We start from the raw sequence: 19,935 nt of genomic DNA, 5'->3' as shown, positions 1-19,935 counted from the left end.
TAGAACATTTCCCGCGAGCCATCATGCTCGCAAAGTGTATGCCTGCTGGCTTGATAGGTGTTTGCGTTCTTTGCCTGTTCGATGGCCACTTTTGAAAGGATCTTGCTTAAGATAGGCCTCCATGGAAAGCATTGACAAGTTCGACCTCGCCATCCTGCAAGAACTGCAGGCCGACGCCCGGCTCACCAACGCCGAGCTGGCGCAGCGCGTGGGGCTGTCGGCGGCGCCCTGCTGGCGCCGCGTGCGCGCGCTGGAAACGGCCGGCTACATCCGCGGCTACCACGCCGAGATCGACCGCCACAAGATCGGGCTGGGCGTGCTCGCCTTCGTGCGCCTGGACACCGACCGCGCCACCGGCGATGTCACGCGCAAGATCGAGGAGGCGATCCGCAAGCTGCCCGAGGTGGTGGCCTGCCACTACATCAGCGGCACCGGCATGTTCGAGCTGCAGGTGGTGGCCGAGGACCTGGACGGCTTCTCGCGCTTCGCGCTCAACAGCCTGATGCACCTGCCCAATGTGAAAGACCTGCACACCAGCTTCTCGCTCGGCGAGGTCAAGGCCAGCCGCGCGCTGCCCTTGGGCCACCTGGCGAAGAAGCCGCCGAAGTCCGGCAAGCCGGGCGCGGGACAATAGCGGTCGATGCCACCGATCTCGACCGAGGAAACCCCCGTCGCCCCGACGCGCGCACTGCCGCCGCGCATCGGCCCCTTCGAACCGCTCAAGCAGCCGGTGTTCCGCATGCTGTGGAGCACCTGGCTGGTCGCCAACGTCTGCATGTGGATGAGCGACGTGGCGGCGGCCTGGATGATGACCTCGCTGACCACCTCGCCGATCTGGGTCGCGCTGGTGCAGTCGGCCTCCACGCTGCCGGTGTTCCTGCTCGGGCTGCCGAGCGGCGCGCTGGCCGACATCCTGGACCGGCGGCGCTGGCTGGTCGCTACCCAGTTCTGGCTCGCCGGCACCGCCATCGTGCTGTGCGGCGCCGTGGTGCTGGACCTCATGAATGCGCCGCTCCTGCTGGCGCTGACCTTCGCCAACGGCATCGGGCTGGCGCTGCGCTGGCCGGTGTTCTCGGCCATCGTGCCCGAGCTGGTGCCGCGCACCCACCTGCCGGCCGCGCTCGGGCTCAACGGCCTGGCGATGAACGCCTCGCGCATCGTCGGGCCGCTGCTGGCCGGCACGCTGATCGCGAGCGCGGGCACCGTCTGGGTGTTCGGCCTCAACGCAGTGCTGTCCATCGCCTCGGGCTTCATCGTGCTGCGCTGGCGGCGCGAGCACAAGCCCAATCCGCTGGGCCGCGAAAAGCTCATCAGCGCCATGCGCGTGGGCGTGCAGTTCGTGCGCCAGTCGCAGCGCATGCGCGCGGTGCTCACGCGCATCTCGATCTTCTTCCTGCACTCGACCGCGCTGCTCGCGCTGCTGCCGCTCCTGGCGCGCAACCTGCAAGGCGGCGGGGCGGGCACCTTCACGCTGCTGCTGGCGGCCATGGGTTCGGGCGCCATCGTGGCGGTGCTGTTCCTGCCGCGGCTGCGCCAGGCGCTCGCGCGCGACCAGCTGGTGATCCGCGGCGCCATGCTGCAGTCCGGCGCCACGGCCGTGATGGTGGTGGCGCCCAACGCCTGGGTCGCGGTACCGGCGATGTTCCTCGGCGGCATGGCCTGGATCACGGTGGCCAATTCGCTCTCGGTCTCCGCCCAGCTCGCGCTGCCCGACTGGGTGCGCGCACGCGGCATGTCGATGTACCAGATGGCCATCATGGGCGCGAGCGCCTTCGGCGCCGCGCTCTGGGGCCAGGTGGCCGAGCTCTCCTCGCTCTACATCAGCCTCGGCATCGCGGCGGTGAGCGGCACCGTGTGCATGCTGGTCGCGCTGCGCTACGTGACCGACGGCGTCGGCGAGGAAGACGACACCAGCCCGGCGCGCAAGGGCTGGGTCAAGGGCCCGCCGGCGGAAGCGCCGGGCGAGGAGGGGCGGGTGGTGATCACCGTCGAATACATGATCGACCCCGCGCGCGCCGCCGCCTTCCACATCGTGATGCAGCAGACGCGCCGCGCGCGCCTCGGCCAGGGGGCGATCGGCTGGGAGCTGCTGCACGACATCGCCGAGCCTGGCCGCTATGTCGAGGAGATCGTCGACGAATCTTGGACCGAGCATCTGCGCCGCTTCCACCGCGCGACGGCGGCCGACATGGCGCTGCGCGAGCGGCGCCTGGCCTTCCACCAGGGCGAAACGGTGCCGGTGGTGACGCGCTACGTGGTGCGGCGCTGAACGCGCGCCGTCAATTGAAGAACAGCAGCCGCGTCAGGAGGGTATGGCCGGCCTCCGCCGCCATCAGCCAGACCAGCACCAGCAGGGCCAGCGGCGGCAGCAGGATGGCATAGACCAGCGACAGCCGTTCCCAGGCCATGTGCATGAAGACCGCGACGATCAGCCCGGCCTTCATCAGCATGAAGGTGAGGATCAGCCCCCAGCGCAGATAGCCCTGCAGATGCAGATAGTCCACCAGGTAGGACATCGCGCTGAGCACGAACAGGAGCCCCCAGATCTTGAGATAGAGGCTGATCGGATGTTGCTGGCCGGTGCCGGGGTTCATGGTCGAAGTCCTCACCAGAGATAGAAGAGCGCAAAGATGAACACCCACACCAGATCGACGAAGTGCCAGTACAGGCCGACGATCTCGACGATCTGGTAGTTGCCGCCGCCGCGGTCGTAGTCGCCGCGCAGCAGCTTGAAGGCGACGATGAACAGGAGCACCACGCCGCCCGACACGTGCAGTCCGTGGAAGCCGGTGATCATGAAGAAGGCCGAGCCGAACTGCGCGGCGCCCATCGGATTGCCCCAGGGCCGCACGCCCTCCATGATCAGCTTGGACCACTCGAAGGCCTGCATGCCGACGAAGATCTCGCCGCAGGTGGCGGTCACCAGCATCAGCGTGACGGCGTTTACCTTGTCGCCGCGATAGGCGCAGTTGACGGCCATCGCCATCGTGCCGCTGCTGCTGATGAGCACGAAGGTCATGATCGCGATCAGGAGCAGCGGCACGTCGGCACCGGCCACATGGAGCGCGAACACCTCGCTCGGATTGGGCCAGGGTACGGTGGTCGAGACGCGCACCGTCATGTAGCCGACCAGGAAGCAGCTGAAGATGAAGGTGTCGCTCAGCAAGAAGATCCACATCATCGCCTTGCCCCACGAGACGTGGAAGGCTTCGCGGTCGGAGGACCAGTCGGCGATCAGGCCGCGCAGGCCGTCGACTGTAGCGGCGGCGGCCGGAGCCACGGACACGGGGGCGATCGATGCGGCGGTGTTCATGGCGGAGCTCCTCGATCGATCAGGCGACGCCGCAGATGACGCGCGCCATCTCTGGCGTCAGCCATCCCAGCATGGCGAACAGCAGCAGCCACACCACGAGCATGAAGTGCCAGTAGCGCGCGATGAGCCCGATGCGCCAAGCGAGATCGGCCAGGCGCGCGCCCGGCCGCCATGCGGCGCGCGCCGTCCATGCCCAGCCGGCGAGGCCGCCCGCCACGTGCAGTCCATGCATGGCGGTCAGCAGGTAGAAGAAGCTGCCGCCAGGATTGCCGGCCGGCATCACCTGCGCGGCCAGCAGCGACTGCCAGGCCCACAGCTGGACCGCCAGGAAGGCCAGCGCGCAGAGGCCGCCGGCCAACAGCAGCCGGCGCGCCTGCGCCAGGCCGCGACCCCCGCGCGCCGCCGCGCCGGCCTTCGAAAGCGCCACGCCGCCGGCCAGCAGCAGCGCCGTGCTGAGCCACAGCTGCCAGGGCAGCGCGAGCGCGACGGCATCGCTGCCGCTCATGCGCATCACGTAGGCCGTGGCGAAGAGCGAGAACAGCGCGCTGGCCACGCCCATGAATACCCACAGGCCGATGCTCGCGGCAGTGGCGCGATCACGGAGGTCGAACGGCAATGCGGCGATCGCGTTCATGTCGGCGCCCCCCGAACCTTGTCGTCCTCTTCGCCGTAAGCCTCGGGTTCCATCCCGCCCGCCTCGGGCGGCTCGTTCTGCGCGACGTAGTCCTTCGGCCCGTCCGGCACGCCGTAGCCGTAGGCCCAGCGGTAGACCACCGGCAGCTCCGGCCCCCAGTTGCCGTGCACCGGCGGCGTCTGCGGCGTCTGCCATTCCAGCGAGGCGGCGCGCCAGGGGTTGGCATCGGCGCGCCGGCCGTAGCGCAGGCTCCAGGCGAGGTTGAAGATGAACAGCACCTGCGCCGCGCCGACGACCAGCGCCACCACCGTGATGAAGGTGTTCAGGCTGTAGGCCGAGGGCGGGATGAACTGGTAGTTGTCGAAGTTGTAGTAGCGCCGCGGCATGCCCTGCACGCCGAGGTAGTGCATCGGGAAATAGATCAGGTAGGTGCCGACGAAAGTGATCCAGAAATGCAGCTGGCCGAGCCGGTCGTCGAGCATGCGGCCGGTCACCTTCGGATACCAGTGGTAGATGCCGCCGAAGACCACCAAGAGCGGCGCCACGCCCATGACCATGTGGAAGTGCGCCACCACGAAGTAGGTGCCCGAGAGCGGGATGTCCACGCTCACGTTGCCGAGGAAGAGGCCGGTCAGCCCGCCGATGACGAAGGTGCAGATGAAGGCCAGCGAGAACAGCATCGGCACCGACAGGTGTATGTCGGCGCGCCACAGCGTGAGCAGCCAGTTGTAGACCTTGATGGCCGTCGGCACCGCGATGATCAGCGTGGTGGTGGCGAAGAAGAAGCCGAAGTACGGGTTCATGCCGGCGACGAACATGTGGTGCGCCCACACCACCAGGCTCAAGCCCCCGATGGCGACGATGGCCCAGACCATCATGCGGTAGCCGAAGATGCTCTTGCGCGCATGCACGCTGATCAGGTCGGAGACGATGCCGAATGCCGGCAGCGCGACGATGTAGACCTCGGGATGGCCGAAGAACCAGAACAGGTGCTGGAACAGCAGCGGACTGCCGCCCTTGTACTGCGTCGCCTTCCCCATCGAGAGCAGCGCCGGCATGAAGAAGCTGGTGCCCGCCACGCGGTCGAGCAGCAGCATCACGCCGGAGACGAAGAGCGCCGGGAAGCCGAGCAGCGCGAGGATGGTGGCGACGAAGATGCCCCACACCGTCAGCGGCATGCGCAGCAGCGTCATGCCCTTGCAGCGCGCCTGCAGCACGGTGGTCACGTAGTTGAGGCCGCCCATCGTGGTGGCGACGATGAAGATCAGCAGCGACACCAGCATCAGGATGATGCCGCCGTCGTGGCCCGGCGTGCCGGGCAGGATCGATTGCGGCGGGTACAGCGTCCAGCCCGCGCCGGTGGGTCCGCCCGCCACGAAGAAGCTCGCCATCAGCACGATCACCGACAGCAGGTAGACCCAGAAGCTCAGCATGTTGAGGTAGGGGAACACCATGTCGCGCGCGCCGACCATGAGCGGGATCATGTAGTTGCCGAAGCCGCCGAGGAACAGCGCCGTGAGCAGGTAGATCACCATGATCATCCCGTGCATGGTGACGAACTGGTAGTAGCGCTCGGGGGTGATGAACTCGAACACGCCCGGGTAGCCCAGCTGCAGCCGCATGAGGTTGGACAGCACCACGCCGATCACGCCGACGGCAATGGCCGTGCAGGCGTACTGGATCGCGATCACCTTGTGGTCCTGGCTCCAGACGTAGCGGGTCAGGAAGGTCTGCGGCGCGTGGTGCCCGGCAACGTCGGCGATGTCGCCGGTAGGGGGGGTTATGGCACTCATTTCTGCGCCTTCTGTTCACCGGAAGCCTGCGCCGGCGGGCTGCCGAGGGTCTGGATGTAGGCCACCAGCGCGGCCAGTTCTTCGTCGCTCAGCTCGATCTTCGGCATCACCGGCGCGAAGCCCTTGATGCCGCGCGCCTGCGGATCGCGGATGAAGTCGCGCAGGAATTTTTCGTCGACCTTCGCGGTGGAGCCGTCGCGCATGTTTTCGGTCTTGCCGTACAGGCCTTTCCATGTCGGCCCCACGCGCTGGCTGCCGTCGATCGTGTGGCAGGCCACGCAGCCCTTGGCATCCGCCAGCGCCCGGCCGCGCTCGGGAAGCGAACCGCCGGCGCCCGCCGCGACAGCGGTCCGCACGTTTTCCTGCATGGCGGCGAAGGTCGGCAGCGCGTTGTGCCAGGCCTGGAAGCTGGCGGCGTCCTCCACCACCACGTGGGCACGCATGTTGGGATGGCCGACGCCGCACAGCTGCGAGCACAGGGCCTCGTAGCGGCCGGCCACGGTCGGCGTGAACCAGAAGGTGCTGATCTGGCCCGGCACCATGTTCATGCGGGCGCGGAAGGGCGGCACGTAGAAGTCGTGCAGCACGTCGTGCGAACGCAGCAGCACGTTCACCGGCTTGCCCAGCGGCAGGTGCACCTCATCGGCCGCGATCAGGATGTCGTCCTGCCCGGCCGCGTCGGCGGGGTCGAGGCCGAAGGGATTGGTCGCACTGACGAAGCGCGTCTCGGTCAGCCCCAGCTTGCCGTCCGCGCCGGCGAAGCGGAAGCGCCATTGCCACTGCTGGCCCAGCACTTCCAACGTGAGGGCGTCAGGCGGCGCCTTGACGTAGTTCGCATACACCACGAGGCCGGGCGCCAGCAGCGCGATGATGCCCACGGTGGTGACGCCGATCAGCCAGCGCTCCAGCGACTTGCTCTCGGGCTGCCGGACCGCGCGCACGCCCTCGCGGTGCCGGAAGCGCACCAGCGTGTAGACGACGAAGAGATTGATGACGACGAAGAACAGGCCCGTGATCACCAGCGTGATGGTCAGCGTGTCGTCCATCGGCTTCCAGTTGGATGCCAGGGGAGTGAGCCACCACGGATTGACAATGTGAAACAGCACCGATGCGACGACGATGATTGCGAGCACGATGGCCATGATCATGTGTGGCACCTCGACTCGTCATCGGCGATTCGCAGTCCACGCGCCTCAGGGCAGCGCGGGGACCAGCCGCTCCTCGCCCTCGAAGCGGGCCTCCGGGTGGGCGGTTCGCAGCAGCGCCTCGATAGCCTGCACGCGCGACGGCGGCAGGTCCACCATCAGGAGAATCTGCCCGCGCCCGATCGCGCCTTCGAAGCGCGCAAGCCGCGGGCTGGGAATGGAGATGCCGATCATGCTGGCCGACCAGGCGCCGATCAGGCCGCCGAGCACGGCCAGGAGCGCAGCCGTTCCCCATTCGGGCGCTTCCCCGACGACGGGAAACAGGAGCGCGGCCGCGAGGCCGACCACGGTGCCGACGCCGCCGCCGATCACCAAGCCGCTCTCGGCGGCATGGACGACATCGGAGGTCTGCAGCGCATTGGCCGCATGGAGCCCGCGCATGTCCATGCCTTCGGCCGCGGCGAAATGAATGTGCGCAGCGTCGACGCGCGCCTGCACGAGACCGTGCATCGCTCGCCTGGCACTCGCCGAATCCGGCAGCAGCCAGTAAATGCGTCTCTTCATGGTGCTCTCCTTCCTCGTCATGCGACGAGACAAAGAAACCATGGCTGACTTATAGGCCAGGGGGAGGCGCTTAGCAAGCCCACGCCGCCTCTAAAGACGATGCCCCCGGCCGAGCGGCAGGATGAGCCGCGCCAGCCCCCTGGGGCTCACGAGCTTGGCCGGATTGTGGGTCTCCTCGAGCACGCCGGCGAGGCGCCCGACGATATGCGCGCTGCGGCGCGCACGCCAGATCACGAGGTCGGCCAGCCACGGATGCTCGTTGATGCGATTGGCCTGCGCGTAGGCCGCGAAACGCGGCTTCAGCGCGGCGAGCGCCGCTTCGTAGCGCGAGCGCACCGCCGCGTCCTCGCCGCCTTCGACCAGCGCCTCTGCAGCCAGCATGCCGGTCTCCAGCGCCTTGCCGATGCCCTCGCCGGTGAACAGATAGGTGCTGCCCGCCGCCTCGCCTGCCACCAGCAGCCCGGGCCGCGACCAGCGCGCGCCTTCGAGCGAACAGCGCAGCGGCGCGCCCTTCAGCGCGCCGAGCTGGGTGCCGCCCTGCAGCAGCTCGCGCGCCGGCGCGTGCAGGCGCGTGAAGGCGGCGAAGAGCTCGCGCAGGTTGAGCTCCGGCCTCGCAGCCTGGCCCCGGTCCTGGCTATGCGTGATCCCGACGCCGACATTGAACATGCCGGCGCCGCAAGGAAAGATCCAGCCGTAGCCGCGGCGCAGCGCGCGATGCCACACGACTTCGAGCCCGGTGATGCGCACGGCCATCGCCTCGTTCCTCACGTAGCCGCGCAGCGCGAAACCGCTCGGCGCGCGCTGCACACAGACGCCCGCCGCGATCAGCGCCACCGCGGCCGCGCCGGTGGCCAGCACGGTCCAGCGCGCGCGCAGTTCGTGCCGGCTGCCGTCGGCCAGCCTGAGCCGCGCGCCGGCCACCCGCCCGCAGGCATCGAGGAGCGGCGCGTCGAAGCGCGCCGGCGCGAGCCAGCGAGCGCCGGCTGCCATGGCCGCGCTGCGCACGATGTCGTCGAGCTCGCGGCGCGGCAGCACCGCCAGCCGCGCCGGCACCTCGACGCGTCCGCCATGCGGCGCGATACAGCCGACGTGCCGTGCGCTGCGTGCATGCGCGAGCACGTCGTCGAGCACGCCGAGCCGCGCCAGCGCGCGGTGCGCATCGGGAATCAGGCCGTCGCCGCAGACCTTGTCGCGCGGGAAATCGTGCTGGTCGCAGAGCACCACATCGAGCCCGGCGCGCGCGAGCATCTGCGCGCAGGCACTGCCGGCCGGCCCGGCGCCCACCACGAGCACCTCGCACGAGGCAGGCACGGAAGGCGCGGTCATCGCAGGCTCCGCGCTCCTTCGACTGGCTCGCGCACCGACCTGCTGCGACGCCAGGCCGCCGGCGGCGCGCCGTACTCGCGCCGGAAGGCGCGGCTGAAGGCGGTGTCGGTCTGGTAGCCCACGTCCTCCGCGATGGTCGCCAGCGGGGCATTGCTGCGGCACAGCAGATTGGCGGCCAGGAGCATGCGCCACTGCGTCAGGTACTGCATCGGCGAGCTCCCCACCAGCTGCTGGAAGCGCTCGGCCAGCACCGACCGCGAGCTGCCGGCGGTGCGGGCCAATTCGTCCAGCGTCCAGGCATGGGCGGGGCTCTTGTGCAGCGCGTTCAACGCGGCGCCGACGATCCGGTCGCCCACGCCCGCCAGCCAGCCGGTGCGCCCTTCGCCCTGCTCGTTCATGTACAGGCGCAGGACTTCGATGAACAGCACCTCGGACAGCTTGGCCAGCACGCCGGCGCCGCCCGGCCGCGGCGAGCGCGCCTCGGCCAGCGCGTAGCGAACGGAAGCCTCCAGCCAGGTGCCGGCGCTCGATCCGCGCACATTGACCCGGACCAGCGCCGGCAGCCCAGCCAGCAGCATCCCCGCGAGACGGGCATCGCAGGCCAGGTAGCCGCACACCAGGCGCGTCGTCGCGCCGCCGCCGCCGTAGGCCAGCTGGCGCGGCCGGCGCGTCAGCACCTCGGCGAGCCGCCCGCCGGTGGCCGGCGGCAGCCCCGGCTGCGAAGTCATGCGATGCGCGTCGCCCTGCGGGAAGATGATGGCGTCGCCCGCGATGAGGTGCACCGGCGCCTCGCCGGCGAGCTCGACATAGCACTCGCCCTCGGTGATCAGGTGGAAGATCACCACGCGCTCGGCGCCGGGCTCCAGGATCGGCGCCACCGTATCGGCGCGCGGCGACTGGTAGCACCAGGGTGCGGTGAACCTGGCGTTGATGAAGATGGCACCGACCAGCCGCACGACGCGAAGGGTCTCGGACAGCGCGTCCATCAGCTGTCACCCACCTCGATGCGCAGCGTCACCGGCACCGCGAGCTGGATCGCCGCGGACATCGGGGAACAGCGATGACTCTCCTCGACCAGCGTACGCAAGCGCTCTGGCGAGACGCCGGGCGCGGAAATCCGCACCCACAGCTGCATGTCCAGCGGCCCGGCGATCACCGGCGTGCCGTCGGCCTGCGCCACGTCCAGCATGCCGCGCGCATCCGAATGGCTGTCGACCCGCACCTCGAGTTGCGCCAGTTCGATTCGCTCGGTGGCAGCGCCCATCGCGATGCGGGTGGCGACGCAGGATGCGAATCCGGCGCGCAGCAGCCAGCCCGGCGTGACCCGGTCGCCGCCGCCGCCGAACTCGCCCGGCATGTCGGTCGGTACCTCGGTGCCGTTCGCATGGCTGGCAACGACCGTCAAGCCGCCGGTCCAGCGCGCAACGGCCTGCGAGTCTTCGTGAAAGCCGGCCTCGGGGCGCCGCCGCAACACCGCCTCCACCCGCTGCAATGCCGCCGCGATGTCCTCTGCTGCCATGGGTTGCTCTCCGCATCGAACTGGATCAGCCATTCTGGGCGCGTCGGCGCGCGGCGCCTAGAGGAGATACGGACTATGCCGCTTGGCCGGATGAATGGGCAGGCGATCCGGACGCTCGGCATGCCGGCGGCCGCATGGCGGACGATGGGGCAGGCCAGGCCGACGCGCAGGCAGGACGCCGCCGCGGCGGCGCGCGACAGTCAGCCCTCCCCCCACATCAACCCCAAGGAGACCACCGCCATGAATGCACCCGTCGATTTCAACGCCATCAAGAGCCGCCAGATGACCGCGTGGGCCAGCGGCGACTACGCCGTGATCGGCACCACGCTGCAGCTCGTCGGCGAGCAGCTGGCCGAGGCCTGCGACCTGCGCTGCGACGAGCGCGTGCTCGATGTCGCGGCCGGCAACGGCAATGCCACGCTGGCCGCAGCGCGCCGCGGCTGCCAGGTGACTTCGACCGACTACGTGGCCGCGCTGCTCGACCGCGGCGCCGAGCGCGCCCGCGCGGAACGCCTGAACGTGGAGTTCCAGACCGCCGACGCCGAGGCGCTGCCCTTCAAGGACGCCAGCTTCGACGCCGTGCTGTCGACCTTCGGCGTCATGTTCACGCCCGACCACGCGAAGGCGGCCTCCGAACTGGCGCGCGTGTGCCGACCCGGCGGCCGCATCGGCCTCGCCAACTGGACGCCCGACGGCTTCATCGGCCAGCTGTTCAAGGTGCTGGGGCGCCACCTGCCGCCGCCGGCGGGCGTGCAGCCGCCTTCGCTGTGGGGTACCGAAGCGCATCTGAAGGAACTCTTCGGCGAGCGCGCGGCATCGATCGCGACCACGCCGCGGCAATTCAACTTCCGCTACCGCTCGGCAGCGCATTTCATCGAGGTGTTCCGCACCTGGTACGGGCCGGTGCACAAGGCCTTCGCGGCGCTGCCGGCCGAGGGTGCCGCCGCGCTGGAACGCGATCTGACGGAGCTGCTGGAGCGCAGCAACCGGGCCGGCCCGTCCTCGCTGGTCGTGCCCAGCGACTACCTCGAAATCGTGGTCACGCGGCGCTGAGCCATGGACGCCAGGCTGCAGCGGCGTGTCCAGCGCTACGGCTGGGACCTGGCGGCCGGCGGCTACGAAGCGCTGTGGCAGGCGCAGCTTGCCGACGCCCGCGCCGGGCTGTTGGCGGTGGCGGCGCCGGCAGCGGGCGAGCGCGTGCTCGATGTGGCATGCGGCACCGGGCTGGTCGCCTTCGAGGCGGCGCGCGCGGTCGGTCCGGCCGGCGCCGTGCTCGGCGTCGACCTGTCCGGGCAAATGGTCGAAGCCGCGCGGCTCCGGGCCTCGAAGAAGGCGCTGGCCAGCGTGCGCTTCGCGCGCATGGATGCCGAAAGCCTGGCGCTGCCGGACGCGAGCTTCGACCTGGCGCTGTGCGCGCTCGGCCTGATGTACGTGCCCGATCCCGAACGGGCCGTGCGCGAGATGCGGCGGGTTCTGCGCCCAGGCGGGCGCATGGTTCTCGCGGTGTGGGGCGAGCGATCGCGCTGCGGCTGGGCGGAGGTCTTCCCGATCGTCGACGCCGAGGTCGCCAGCGAGGTCTGCCCGCTGTTCTTCCGGCTCGGCCAGCGCGACACGCTGGCGCGCCTGTGCGCCGGCGCCGGCTTCGAGGCCGTCGAGGAGCGCCGCATCGCGACGACGCTGCGCTATGCCGACGGCGACGAAGCCTGCAACGCCGCCTTCGTCGGCGGACCCGTGGCGCTGGCCTGGTCGCGCTTCGGCGCCGAGGTTCGCACGCGGGTCCGCGCGCGCTATCTCGAAGCCATCGATGCGTGGCGGCAGGGCCCGGGCTACCGCGTGCCGGGGGAGTTCGTGGTGGTCGGGGCCGTTGCGCCGGAGCGGGGGGTGTAGCCGGGCGCCTGGCGCCGCGCATTCGCCGATGCCGGCGCGGCAAACGGGTTGAAGATGGCGCCGCCCAGGCTCTCCGGCGGGGCAGGCGCCGCCGCCGGCGTGGCGGCCGGGCCCGGCCTGACGGCCGCCGGCGAGCCCGGCAGGCCGCCTTCGGCCTGCGCCGGTTGCGCGAACGCCGCGGCCGCGACAAGCGCACCCAGCATCCGCGCAAGAACCGGTTCAGTCATTGTTTCTTTCGCAGCGGCGGGCGTTGACCAGGCATGCGGCGTAGTCGGGATCGTGCTTGAGCAGGAACATCGCACGCGCGGCGACTGCCGTGTCGGCGAAGTCGCTGAACAAGCCGTCGACACCGGCCTCGTAGAACGCGAGGTATTCATTGACCGGGTTGCCGCCGAAGCTGCCGGTCAGCCGCTTCTGCTCGCTGCGGAAGGTGTACGGATGGACCAGCAGACCCAGCCGATGCGCGTTGGCGATCACGTCGGTGGGCGGCAGCAGCACGCGGTCGCGCTCGTCGACCGCGCCGTCGCCCGTCACGTCGGCGCAGGCGCCGTTCTGCACCGTCTTGCAGGCGCTCGAGATCAGGTAGGGCTTCCACGGGCCGATGCCGTCGGCGTAGCCCTTCACCTCCTGCAGGCCGCGCGGCGTCACCAGATCGCTGAACAGGCCGGCGCGGTTCGACACCACCCAGTCGTAGGGCTTGTCATAGGGCTTGCTGAGGTCCAGCGAGCCGTCGGGCTTGACGTCGTTGGCATCGACCAGCTGGATCAGCCGCACGCTGGTCTTGCCGCGCAGGTAGCGCAGATTGGCGGTCTCGAAGGACTGGATGAAGACCGGGGCGTTGCGATGATTCCAGCCGGCCGCGCTCAGCACGCCCAGTAGGCGGTCTTCCAGCGGCAGGCCGATGCCCTGGTGGTAGGTCGGATGCTTGGTCTCCGGATAGATGCCGATGCGGCGGCCTTCCTCGCGCGACTTGCGCTTGGCCAGCTCGATCACCTCGGCCAGCGTCGGGATCTGGAACTTGCCGTTGAAGCCCTGGTCGCGCTCGGGAAAGGACTGCACGGCGCGCAGCTGCTTGATCTCGGCCAGCGTGAAGTCGCTGGCGAAGAAGCCCTCGGTGGCGACGCCGTCGACCATCACGGTCTTGCGGCGGCCGGCGAACTGCGGCAGCTCCTTGACATTGGTGGTGTCGATCAGGTTGGGCTCGTGGCGCGCGATCAGCTGGCCGTCCTTGGTGGCGACCAGATCGGGTTCGATGTAGTCGGCGCCCAGGGCGATGCCGAGGGCATAGGCTTCCAGCGTGTGCTCGGGCAGATAGCCGTTGGCGCCGCCGCGGTGTCCGATCACCAGCGGCGCGTTGTCGGCGCGCCGGCGTGCTTTTTCTTCGTGCGCTGCGGCAGGCGCAGCGGCTGCGAACAGCATGCCCATGCCAAGCAGGGCGGCGCAGGCTCTCTTCAGACGGTTCATGGAAATTCTCCTCGTTGATGCGGCGGATCGACACTATGCGCCCTCCGTGACAGCCGAGTGAACCAGATCAGCCCGAGATGGGGCGTTGCGATGCGGCAGCCGAATACTGGTATTCAGGGCTACCGGGCTCCGTTCGTTGTCCTCCCGCTTCGCGGCGCCTTTGCGTTCTTCTTGTCCTCGGGCGTGACAAACCCGATTGCCCGCTTCGCAGGCAGTGCCGGGGCTTGCAACAGTTGCGACATCGAGTCGGCCAGCTCGGCGATATGGCGGTCATGCGTGGACACCTTGCGCTCCAGCCGCTCGACCTTCCCGGCCAATTCCCGGTTGCTCGCGACGAGGCCACGCAGTTCCACAAAGGCACGCACGACGTGCACGCTGATTTGGGTCGCGCGTGGGCTGCCGAGCAAGGTCGCCGCCATGATCGCGCCATGTTCCGTGAAGACCAAGGGCAGGTATTTGCGATGCTGGCCGCGTCCGCTCTTTAAGGTTGCGGATTGCAACCTTAAAGCCGCGGATTCCTCGGCGTCCAGCTGAAACATGAAGTCCGTCGGGAACCGATTCAGGTTGCGCCGCACCTGCTGGTTGAAGCGCTTCGTCGTTTCACCGTAGAACGCGGCCAAATCCGAGTCGAGCACCACCCGCTGCCCGCGGATGAGTCGGATGCGTTCCGCGATCTCGCCGATGGACAGCGGCGCAATGTCATCCGTGCTCATCTGGCCGAGTGCGCAAGAGACGAACGCTTCTCTGTAGCAACGATCATTTTTCTTTCTCCCCCTATCGCGTGAAACCTCAGTGCTGCGGCAAATACATCGTCGCCTCCACCTCCACCAGCACCTCGTCCCCCGGCAGGAAGCGCGACACCTCCACCACCGTGCTGACCGGCGGCTCGCCCGGATAGAACAGGCCGCGCACGCGGTTGTAGAAGGCGTAGTGCGGCAGCTGGCGGAAGTACTGCACCAGCTTGACCACGTCGTCCATCGTGCCGCCCTGCTCGGCCGCGATCTGGCGGATGCGCTCCAGCACGAACCAGCTCTGCGCCACGATGGCCGCCTCGAACACGTCGACCGACATCTGGCCGGTGGCATAGCCGAGCGTGCGCAAGCCGTTGCGCGCTTCTTCGGGGATATCGTCGTAGCCGGCGACCACGCGGCGCGTGGCCGGATCGACAGCGACCACGCCGCTCATGAAGACGAAGTCGCCCACTCGCTTGGCGGCCGCGTAGTTGGCCATCGGTTTGCCCATGCTCATTCGCCGTTCTCCAGGGTTCGGCCCGCACGGATGACGGTGCGCCGCCGTCCGTGCGAGTCCAGCAGTTCGTATTCGTCGGTCGCGGCCAGCAGCACCAGGTCCGCGGGGCAGCCCGACGCGATGCGGCCGTCCCAGCCCAGGCCCAGCGCCGTTGCCGGGCTGACGGTGATCGCATCGAGCCAATCGGACGCCGGCGCCAAGTGCGCCACCTGCACGCCGAGGCCGAAGGTTTCCAGCAGGTCGTAGCCGCCGTAGGGATAGAAGGCGTCCTGCACATTGTCGGTGGCCAGGCTCGCGCGCAGGCCGAGCGCGGCCGCCTCGCGGATGCGCGTGATGCCGCGCGGCACCGGCGTGCGGTCCCAGGCGCCCTGCAGATAGAGGTTGGTGGTGGGCAGCGCCACCAGGTGCAGGCCGGCCTTCGCGCACAGGCCGAGCGTGTCCCTGGCGGCCGCGTCTTCCTGCACGGACAGCGAGCAGGCGTGGCCGCAAAGCACGCGGCCGTGCAGCCCGCGCGCGATCACGAGCTGGGCGATGGTGCGCAGGCCGGTCGCTTCCGGATCGAGCCCTTCGTCGACATGGAAATCGAGCGCGAGCTGGTGGTCCTGCGCCAGGTCGAGCACGCGCCCCAGCTTGGACACGATGCCCTCGTTGCGGTAGACGAAGGCGCCGAGCACGCCGCCCGCGCGCTGCACCGCGCGGGCAATGCGCTCGCCGGCTTCGCGATCGGCGAACAGATCGAGCGGCACCAGCGCGACGAACTGCAGCTCGACGCGGCCGTGCCACTGCGAGCGCAGTTCCTCGAAGACCGCGAGCGAGGCCGGCGCCTCGGCGCTGTTCCAGTCAAGGTGCGTGCGCAGCGCGCGCGTGCCCGAAAGCCAGGCCTCGCGCAGGGCGCGTTCCATGCGCACGCGCAACGCATCGGCCGTCCAGTGGGCGCGGTGCGCGGCCATGCGCGCGATGGCCACGAACAGGTTGCCCTCGGCCGCGCCCACCTCGCGCACGGTGTAGTTCTTGTCGATGTGCGCATGCGCATCGACCATGGCGCTGAGCAGGGTGCCGCGCGCCGGCAGTTCGCTCGCTTCGATAGTCGCAACCTGCGCACCGGCCAGCGTGACGTCGAAGACCTCCGCATCGCGCGCCGCAAAGCCCCGCAGGCGCGGCGGGATGCGCACGGCTTCGAGCCTCATGCGGCCAGTGGGCGCGGCAGCGCTCGCAGCCAGCCGAGGCCGTGCGATGTGCCGCTCGCCACGGCGCCGCGGCGCGGCCGGTATTCGCAGCCGACCCAGCCTTGCCAGCCGCATTGGACCGACACCTCGTCGATCACGTCGAAGAGATAAGGATGGTTGAGCTCGCCGATGTCCGGCTCGTGCCGCTCGGGCACGCCGGCGATCTGGAAATGGCCGACGCGGCCGGTGGGCAGGTACTTGCGGATCTTCATCGCCACATCGCCCTCGACGATCTGGCAGTGGTAGAGGTCCATCTGCACCTGGAGGTTGGGCGCGGCGACCATCTCGACGATCTCGTGTGCATGGTCCTGCCGGTTGAGAAAGAAGCGCGGGATGTCGCGCGTGTTGATCGGCTCGATCAAGAGATCGCGCCCGGCCTTGGCCGCTTCGGCGGCGGCCCAGCGCAGGTTTTCGATGTAGACCGGCTGCACGGCCTCGCGCTCCGTGCCCTCGGGCACCAGGCCGGCCATCAGGTGCACGCGCGGGCAAGCGAGCGCGTCGGCATAGTCCAGCGCCTTCAGGACGCCTTCGCGGAACTCGGCCTCGCGGCCCGGCAGGCAGGCCAGCCCGCGCTCGCCGCGGTCCCAGTCGCCGGGCGGGCCGTTGAACAGCACCTGCTGCAAGCCGTTGGCGGCGAGGCGGGCCGCGAGTTCGCGGCGCTCGTAGGGGTAGGGGAAGAGGTATTCGACGGCTTCGAAGCCGTCCTTGGCGGCGGCTTCGAAGCGGTCGAGGAAATCGAGCTCCGGATAGAGCATCGAGAGGTTGGCGGCGAATCGGGGCATGGCGTCAGGCCTCCCGTAGGGCCGCCCCAAGGGAGGCCTCGGCCCCCTCGGGGGGCAGCGAATACACGTAGTGATGAGCGTGGGGGCGTTTCATTCTCTCTACCAGCGGGCGCCGAAGCTGCGGCGCAGTTCATCGATCTGGGCCGGGCCCAGGGCTTGCGGCCGGCGCTCCGTCTGCCCGCTCCATAACCAGAGTTTCGCGGTCTCCTCGAGTTCCTCGAGCACGGCCATCGCGGCGGCGGGCGTCTCGTGCCACACGTTGGGACCCAGGCGCTCGAGCATCACGGCGCGGATCGGCGTGCCCTGCGCGCCGTAGCGCTCGATGGCCTGTGCCACCAGCTCGGCCGCTTCGGGTGCGCCCGGGCGCTGGTAGGGAATCACCGGCACATGGCCGACCTTCATCACGAAATAGGGCGTGAGGGCCGGCAGCAGTTCCTCGCCCGGCTCGCGCAGCGAGAGCGCGACGCAATGCGTGGAATGGGTGTGGATCACGCAGCGCGTGCCGGCGTCGAAGCGGGTGGCTGCGGCCTGGATGCGCGCATGCAGCGCGATGGTCTTGCTGGCGCGATCGCCGCCGGTCTGGTTCAGCCCGACATCGAGCCGTGCGAGCTTCGCCGGATCGAGGAAGCCGAGGCAGGCATCGGTGGGCGTGATCAGGAAGCCGTCGTCGTCGAGCCGCACGCTGATGTTGCCCGCCGTGGCATGCACGTAGCCGCGCTCGAACAGGCTGCGGCCGATGCGGCAGATCTCTTCGCGTGCCTGGCTTTCTTCAGTCATCCGATGACTGTAAAGGCTTTGCCGAAGAAATCGTCCGTACCGAAGTTGCCGGACTTGAGCGCGATGTGCAGGCCCGCGCCGCCGGCCGCCTCGGACACCGCATGGCACCACGGCACGCCGGGATCGATCTGCGCGCCGATCTGCATCTGCGCGATGCCCAGCGCCTGCACGCAGGCACCCGATGTTTCACCGCCGGCCACCACCAGCTGGCGCACGCCTTGCGCGACCAGCCCGCGCGCGATCGCGGCGATGGCGCGCTCCACCATCGCGCCGGCTTCCTCGACGCCGAGCCGGCCCTGCACCGATTTCACGGCGCCGGACTCGGCCGTGGAATACACCAGCACCGGGCCGGATGCGACGAGCGGCGCCGCCCAGGCCAGCGCCTCGGCCACGACGTCGACACCTGCGGCGATGCGCAAGGGGTCGATCGCCAGCGCCGGCCGGCCCGAGGCGATGAAGTGCTGCACCTGCCGGTTGGTGGCGAGCGAGCAGCTGCCCGACACCACGGCCTGCAGCCCCGAGGCCGCGGGCAGCGCGCTCGCGGCGGATGACGGTGCGATGCCGAAGTTGTCTGGCAGCCCGATCGCGATGCCCGAGCCGGCCGTGACCAGCGGCATCTCTGCCAGCGCCGGGCCGAGGCGCAGCAGGTCGTCGTTGGAGACCGCATCGACGATCGCGATGCCGATCCCTTCGGCCTTCAGCTGCGCGATGCGCTCCTCGATCGCCTGTGCGCCGCGCGCAACCACGGCATGGTCGATGAGCCCCACCTTGCGCCGCGTCTGCGCCTGCAGCACGCGCACCAGGTTGGCATCGGTCATCGGCGTCAGCGGATGGTTCTGCATGCCGCTCTCGTTGAGGAGCACCTCGCCCGCGAACAGGTAGCCCTTGAAGACAGTGCGCTTGTTGTCGGGGAAGGCCGGCGTGGCGATGGTGAAATCGGTGTCCAGCGCATCCATCAGCGCCTCGGTCACCGGCCCGATGTTGCCCTCGGGCATGCTGTCGAAGGTGGAGCAGTACTTGAAATAGATCTGCCGCGCGCCCTCGGCCTGCAGCCAGCGCAGCGCGGCCAGCGATTGCGCCACCGCATCGGCCGGCGCGATGGTGCGCGACTTGAGCGCCACCACCACCGCATCGACTTCGGCGGCCAGCGGCTGTGCCGGCACGCCGATGGCCTGCACCACGCGCATGCCGGCGCGCACCAGGTTGTTGGCGAGATCGGTCGCGCCGGTGAAATCGTCGGCGATGCAGCCGAGCAGGACGGTCATGGCTTGTCTTTGTTCGGAGTGGAAGGCAGTTCGATGCCCGGAAAGATCTTGATCACAGCGCTGTCGTCTTCCTTCGCGAAGCCCGCGGTGGAGGCCTGCATGAACATCTGGTGCGCGGTGGATGCGAGCGGCAGCGGAAACTTGCTCGCGCGCGCGGTGTCGAGCACCAGGCCCAGGTCCTTGACGAAGATATCGACCGCCGACAGCGGCGTGTAGTCGCCGGCCAGCACGTGAGCCATGCGGTTCTCGAACATCCAGCTGTTGCCGGCGCTGTGCGTGATCACCTCGTACAGCGCTTCGGGCGCCACGCCTTCGCGCAGGCCCAGCGCCATGGCCTCGGCGGCGGCCGCGATGTGCACGCCGGCCAAGAGCTGGTTGATGATCTTCACCTTGCTGCCCGCCCCGGCCCGGGCGCCCAGCCGGTAGACCTTGCCGGCCATGGCATCGAGCAGTGCATCGGCCTTGGCATAGGCCTCGGGCCTCGCCGAGCTCATCATCGTCATCTGGCCGCTCGCTGCCTTGGCCGCGCCGCCGGAGATCGGCGCGTCGATGTAGTGGATGCCGGCGGCGCCGAGGCGTTCCTCCAGCGCGATGGACCAGTTGGGATCCACCGTCGAGCACATCACGAACACGCTGCCGGGCTTCATCGCCGCGGCCGCGCCCGCTTCGCCGAACAGCACCGCCTCGGTCTGCTGGGCATTGACCACGACCGAGACGATGAGCTCGCATTCGGCCGCGACCTGCGCCGGCGTCGCCCAGGCGACGCCGCCCTGTTCGGCAAAGGCGAGCGCAGCGCCGGGGCGCGCATCGCACACATGCATCTCGTAGCCCTTGCTGCGCAAGGTGGCCGCGATGCCGGCGCCCATGGCGCCCAGGCCGACGAGTCCTGCTTTTTTCATGACGATTCCTGAGAGTTGGGATGGTGCAGCGCGCGCACTGCGGGACTTCAGCATTGTCCCGGTCCTGGCCACATGATAAGAAGCGGTAGCGCC

General features: G+C 69.4%; 22 protein-coding genes. 4 read left to right on the top strand and 18 right to left on the bottom strand.

The window, feature by feature from the left end; all coding sequences use genetic code 11:
* The first annotated feature begins 121 nt into the window (after positions 1–121).
* A complete protein-coding gene (locus tag AC3A6B_RS04035; RefSeq protein ID WP_487835473.1) occupies positions 122–634 on the top strand; it encodes an Lrp/AsnC family transcriptional regulator in 513 nt (170 codons plus the stop codon).
* Between the two features lie 6 nt (positions 635–640).
* Positions 641–2,269, top strand: a complete 1,629-nt coding sequence (locus tag AC3A6B_RS04030; protein ID WP_487835472.1) for an MFS transporter — start codon at positions 641–643, stop codon at positions 2,267–2,269.
* A 10-nt stretch (positions 2,270–2,279) separates the two neighbouring features.
* Here the strand turns inward: AC3A6B_RS04030 and AC3A6B_RS04025 are convergent, their stop codons facing one another.
* The 9 genes from AC3A6B_RS04025 to AC3A6B_RS03985 all read right to left on the bottom strand — a co-directional run bounded on the left by AC3A6B_RS04025 (position 2,280) and on the right by AC3A6B_RS03985 (position 10,294).
* Positions 2,280–2,594 (bottom strand): cytochrome C oxidase subunit IV family protein, encoded by a 315-nt coding sequence (locus AC3A6B_RS04025; protein WP_487835471.1) that lies wholly within the window; start codon positions 2,592–2,594, stop codon positions 2,280–2,282.
* A gap of 11 nt (positions 2,595–2,605) precedes the next feature.
* Positions 2,606–3,313 carry a heme-copper oxidase subunit III family protein gene (locus tag AC3A6B_RS04020; protein WP_487835470.1) on the bottom strand — a complete coding sequence of 236 codons (708 nt, stop codon included), beginning with the start codon at positions 3,311–3,313 and terminating at the stop codon, positions 2,606–2,608.
* Between the two features lie 19 nt (positions 3,314–3,332).
* Positions 3,333–3,947, bottom strand: a complete 615-nt coding sequence (locus AC3A6B_RS04015) for a cytochrome c oxidase subunit 3 (protein ID WP_487835469.1) — start codon at positions 3,945–3,947, stop codon at positions 3,333–3,335.
* Positions 3,944–5,740: a cytochrome c oxidase subunit I gene (gene ctaD / locus AC3A6B_RS04010; protein WP_487835468.1), complete on the bottom strand. Its 1,797-nt coding sequence runs from the start codon at positions 5,738–5,740 to the stop codon at positions 3,944–3,946. The genes AC3A6B_RS04015 and ctaD overlap by 4 nt, the downstream gene beginning before the upstream one ends.
* Entirely contained in the window at positions 5,737–6,888 is a 1,152-nt protein-coding gene (locus tag AC3A6B_RS04005; RefSeq protein ID WP_487835467.1) for a cytochrome c oxidase subunit II, read from the bottom strand. The genes ctaD and AC3A6B_RS04005 overlap by 4 nt, the downstream gene beginning before the upstream one ends.
* 45 nt (positions 6,889–6,933) lie before the next feature.
* Entirely contained in the window at positions 6,934–7,449 is a 516-nt protein-coding gene (locus AC3A6B_RS04000; RefSeq protein ID WP_487835466.1) for a DUF1269 domain-containing protein, read from the bottom strand.
* A gap of 90 nt (positions 7,450–7,539) precedes the next feature.
* On the bottom strand, positions 7,540–8,775 hold the full coding sequence (locus tag AC3A6B_RS03995; RefSeq protein ID WP_487835465.1) for an NAD(P)/FAD-dependent oxidoreductase: 1,236 nt from the start codon (positions 8,773–8,775) through the stop codon (positions 7,540–7,542).
* A complete protein-coding gene (locus AC3A6B_RS03990) occupies positions 8,772–9,761 on the bottom strand; it encodes an AraC family transcriptional regulator (RefSeq protein WP_487835464.1) in 990 nt (329 codons plus the stop codon). The genes AC3A6B_RS03995 and AC3A6B_RS03990 overlap by 4 nt, the downstream gene beginning before the upstream one ends.
* Complete coding sequence (locus AC3A6B_RS03985; protein WP_487835463.1) at positions 9,761–10,294, bottom strand: OsmC family protein; 534 nt, start codon at positions 10,292–10,294, stop codon at positions 9,761–9,763. Before AC3A6B_RS03985 ends, AC3A6B_RS03990 begins: the two co-directional genes overlap by 1 nt.
* Positions 10,295–10,534: 240 nt before the next feature.
* Here AC3A6B_RS03985 and AC3A6B_RS03980 point away from each other — a divergent pair, with 240 nt between their 5' ends.
* Together AC3A6B_RS03980 and AC3A6B_RS03975 are read left to right on the top strand one after the other, a co-directional pair.
* Positions 10,535–11,347, top strand: coding sequence for a class I SAM-dependent methyltransferase (locus tag AC3A6B_RS03980; RefSeq protein ID WP_487835462.1), 813 nt, complete (start codon positions 10,535–10,537; stop codon positions 11,345–11,347).
* Positions 11,348–11,350: 3 nt separating this feature from the next.
* Positions 11,351–12,181 (top strand): class I SAM-dependent methyltransferase, encoded by an 831-nt coding sequence (locus AC3A6B_RS03975; RefSeq protein WP_487835461.1) that lies wholly within the window; start codon positions 11,351–11,353, stop codon positions 12,179–12,181.
* Here AC3A6B_RS03975 and AC3A6B_RS03970 read toward each other — a convergent pair.
* The 9 genes from AC3A6B_RS03970 to ltnD all read right to left on the bottom strand — a co-directional run bounded on the left by AC3A6B_RS03970 (position 12,121) and on the right by ltnD (position 19,896).
* Positions 12,121–12,408: a hypothetical protein gene (locus AC3A6B_RS03970; protein WP_487835460.1), complete on the bottom strand. Its 288-nt coding sequence runs from the start codon at positions 12,406–12,408 to the stop codon at positions 12,121–12,123. The genes AC3A6B_RS03975 and AC3A6B_RS03970 overlap by 61 nt on opposite strands.
* Positions 12,401–13,645, bottom strand: a complete 1,245-nt coding sequence (locus AC3A6B_RS03965; RefSeq protein ID WP_487835459.1) for a glycerophosphodiester phosphodiesterase — start codon at positions 13,643–13,645, stop codon at positions 12,401–12,403. The genes AC3A6B_RS03970 and AC3A6B_RS03965 overlap by 8 nt, the downstream gene beginning before the upstream one ends.
* Positions 13,646–13,764: 119 nt before the next feature.
* Complete coding sequence (locus AC3A6B_RS03960) at positions 13,765–14,358, bottom strand: ORF6N domain-containing protein (protein ID WP_487835458.1); 594 nt, start codon at positions 14,356–14,358, stop codon at positions 13,765–13,767.
* Between the two features lie 76 nt (positions 14,359–14,434).
* A complete protein-coding gene (locus tag AC3A6B_RS03955) occupies positions 14,435–14,893 on the bottom strand; it encodes a RidA family protein (RefSeq protein WP_487835457.1) in 459 nt (152 codons plus the stop codon).
* The gene (locus AC3A6B_RS03950; protein WP_487835456.1) at positions 14,890–16,080 is read right to left on the bottom strand and encodes an amidohydrolase family protein; all 1,191 of its coding nucleotides are present in this window, start codon (positions 16,078–16,080) and stop codon (positions 14,890–14,892) included. Before AC3A6B_RS03950 ends, AC3A6B_RS03955 begins: the two co-directional genes overlap by 4 nt.
* Positions 16,077–16,901: a 2-oxo-tetronate isomerase gene (gene otnI / locus AC3A6B_RS03945; protein ID WP_487835455.1), complete on the bottom strand. Its 825-nt coding sequence runs from the start codon at positions 16,899–16,901 to the stop codon at positions 16,077–16,079. The genes AC3A6B_RS03950 and otnI overlap by 4 nt, the downstream gene beginning before the upstream one ends.
* 99 nt (positions 16,902–17,000) lie before the next feature.
* Positions 17,001–17,678, bottom strand: a complete 678-nt coding sequence (locus tag AC3A6B_RS03940; protein ID WP_487835454.1) for a class II aldolase/adducin family protein — start codon at positions 17,676–17,678, stop codon at positions 17,001–17,003.
* Entirely contained in the window at positions 17,675–18,943 is a 1,269-nt protein-coding gene (gene otnK / locus AC3A6B_RS03935; protein WP_487835453.1) for a 3-oxo-tetronate kinase, read from the bottom strand. Before otnK ends, AC3A6B_RS03940 begins: the two co-directional genes overlap by 4 nt.
* Positions 18,940–19,896, bottom strand: a complete 957-nt coding sequence (gene ltnD, locus AC3A6B_RS03930; RefSeq protein WP_487835452.1) for an L-threonate dehydrogenase — start codon at positions 19,894–19,896, stop codon at positions 18,940–18,942. Before ltnD ends, otnK begins: the two co-directional genes overlap by 4 nt.
* Positions 19,897–19,935: the final 39 nt, after the last annotated feature.

The sequence above is a fragment of the Variovorax sp. Soil_C_33 genome, assembly GCF_057656935.1.
Note: the sequence above shows the minus strand (reverse complement) of the source record. Positions and strands in the feature narration are given on the sequence as shown.

Excerpts from the sequence above, each read along its gene's own strand:
- AC3A6B_RS04035 (WP_487835473.1), top strand. The coding sequence starts at position 122 with ATGGAAAGCATTGACAAGTTCGACCTCGCCATCCTGCAAGAACTGCAG.
- AC3A6B_RS04030 (WP_487835472.1), top strand. The coding sequence starts at position 641 with ATGCCACCGATCTCGACCGAGGAAACCCCCGTCGCCCCGACGCGCGCA.
- AC3A6B_RS04025 (WP_487835471.1), bottom strand. The coding sequence starts at position 2,594 with ATGAACCCCGGCACCGGCCAGCAACATCCGATCAGCCTCTATCTCAAG.
- AC3A6B_RS04020 (WP_487835470.1), bottom strand. The coding sequence starts at position 3,313 with ATGAACACCGCCGCATCGATCGCCCCCGTGTCCGTGGCTCCGGCCGCC.
- AC3A6B_RS04015 (WP_487835469.1), bottom strand. The coding sequence starts at position 3,947 with ATGAACGCGATCGCCGCATTGCCGTTCGACCTCCGTGATCGCGCCACT.
- ctaD (WP_487835468.1), bottom strand. The coding sequence starts at position 5,740 with ATGAGTGCCATAACCCCCCCTACCGGCGACATCGCCGACGTTGCCGGG.
- AC3A6B_RS04005 (WP_487835467.1), bottom strand. The coding sequence starts at position 6,888 with ATGATCATGGCCATCGTGCTCGCAATCATCGTCGTCGCATCGGTGCTG.
- AC3A6B_RS04000 (WP_487835466.1), bottom strand. The coding sequence starts at position 7,449 with ATGAAGAGACGCATTTACTGGCTGCTGCCGGATTCGGCGAGTGCCAGG.
- AC3A6B_RS03995 (WP_487835465.1), bottom strand. The coding sequence starts at position 8,775 with ATGACCGCGCCTTCCGTGCCTGCCTCGTGCGAGGTGCTCGTGGTGGGC.
- AC3A6B_RS03990 (WP_487835464.1), bottom strand. The coding sequence starts at position 9,761 with ATGGACGCGCTGTCCGAGACCCTTCGCGTCGTGCGGCTGGTCGGTGCC.
- AC3A6B_RS03985 (WP_487835463.1), bottom strand. The coding sequence starts at position 10,294 with ATGGCAGCAGAGGACATCGCGGCGGCATTGCAGCGGGTGGAGGCGGTG.
- AC3A6B_RS03980 (WP_487835462.1), top strand. The coding sequence starts at position 10,535 with ATGAATGCACCCGTCGATTTCAACGCCATCAAGAGCCGCCAGATGACC.
- AC3A6B_RS03975 (WP_487835461.1), top strand. The coding sequence starts at position 11,351 with ATGGACGCCAGGCTGCAGCGGCGTGTCCAGCGCTACGGCTGGGACCTG.
- AC3A6B_RS03970 (WP_487835460.1), bottom strand. The coding sequence starts at position 12,408 with ATGACTGAACCGGTTCTTGCGCGGATGCTGGGTGCGCTTGTCGCGGCC.
- AC3A6B_RS03965 (WP_487835459.1), bottom strand. The coding sequence starts at position 13,645 with ATGAACCGTCTGAAGAGAGCCTGCGCCGCCCTGCTTGGCATGGGCATG.
- AC3A6B_RS03960 (WP_487835458.1), bottom strand. The coding sequence starts at position 14,358 with ATGAGCACGGATGACATTGCGCCGCTGTCCATCGGCGAGATCGCGGAA.
- AC3A6B_RS03955 (WP_487835457.1), bottom strand. The coding sequence starts at position 14,893 with ATGAGCATGGGCAAACCGATGGCCAACTACGCGGCCGCCAAGCGAGTG.
- AC3A6B_RS03950 (WP_487835456.1), bottom strand. The coding sequence starts at position 16,080 with ATGAGGCTCGAAGCCGTGCGCATCCCGCCGCGCCTGCGGGGCTTTGCG.
- otnI (WP_487835455.1), bottom strand. The coding sequence starts at position 16,901 with ATGCCCCGATTCGCCGCCAACCTCTCGATGCTCTATCCGGAGCTCGAT.
- AC3A6B_RS03940 (WP_487835454.1), bottom strand. The coding sequence starts at position 17,678 with ATGACTGAAGAAAGCCAGGCACGCGAAGAGATCTGCCGCATCGGCCGC.
- otnK (WP_487835453.1), bottom strand. The coding sequence starts at position 18,943 with ATGACCGTCCTGCTCGGCTGCATCGCCGACGATTTCACCGGCGCGACC.
- ltnD (WP_487835452.1), bottom strand. The coding sequence starts at position 19,896 with ATGCTGAAGTCCCGCAGTGCGCGCGCTGCACCATCCCAACTCTCAGGA.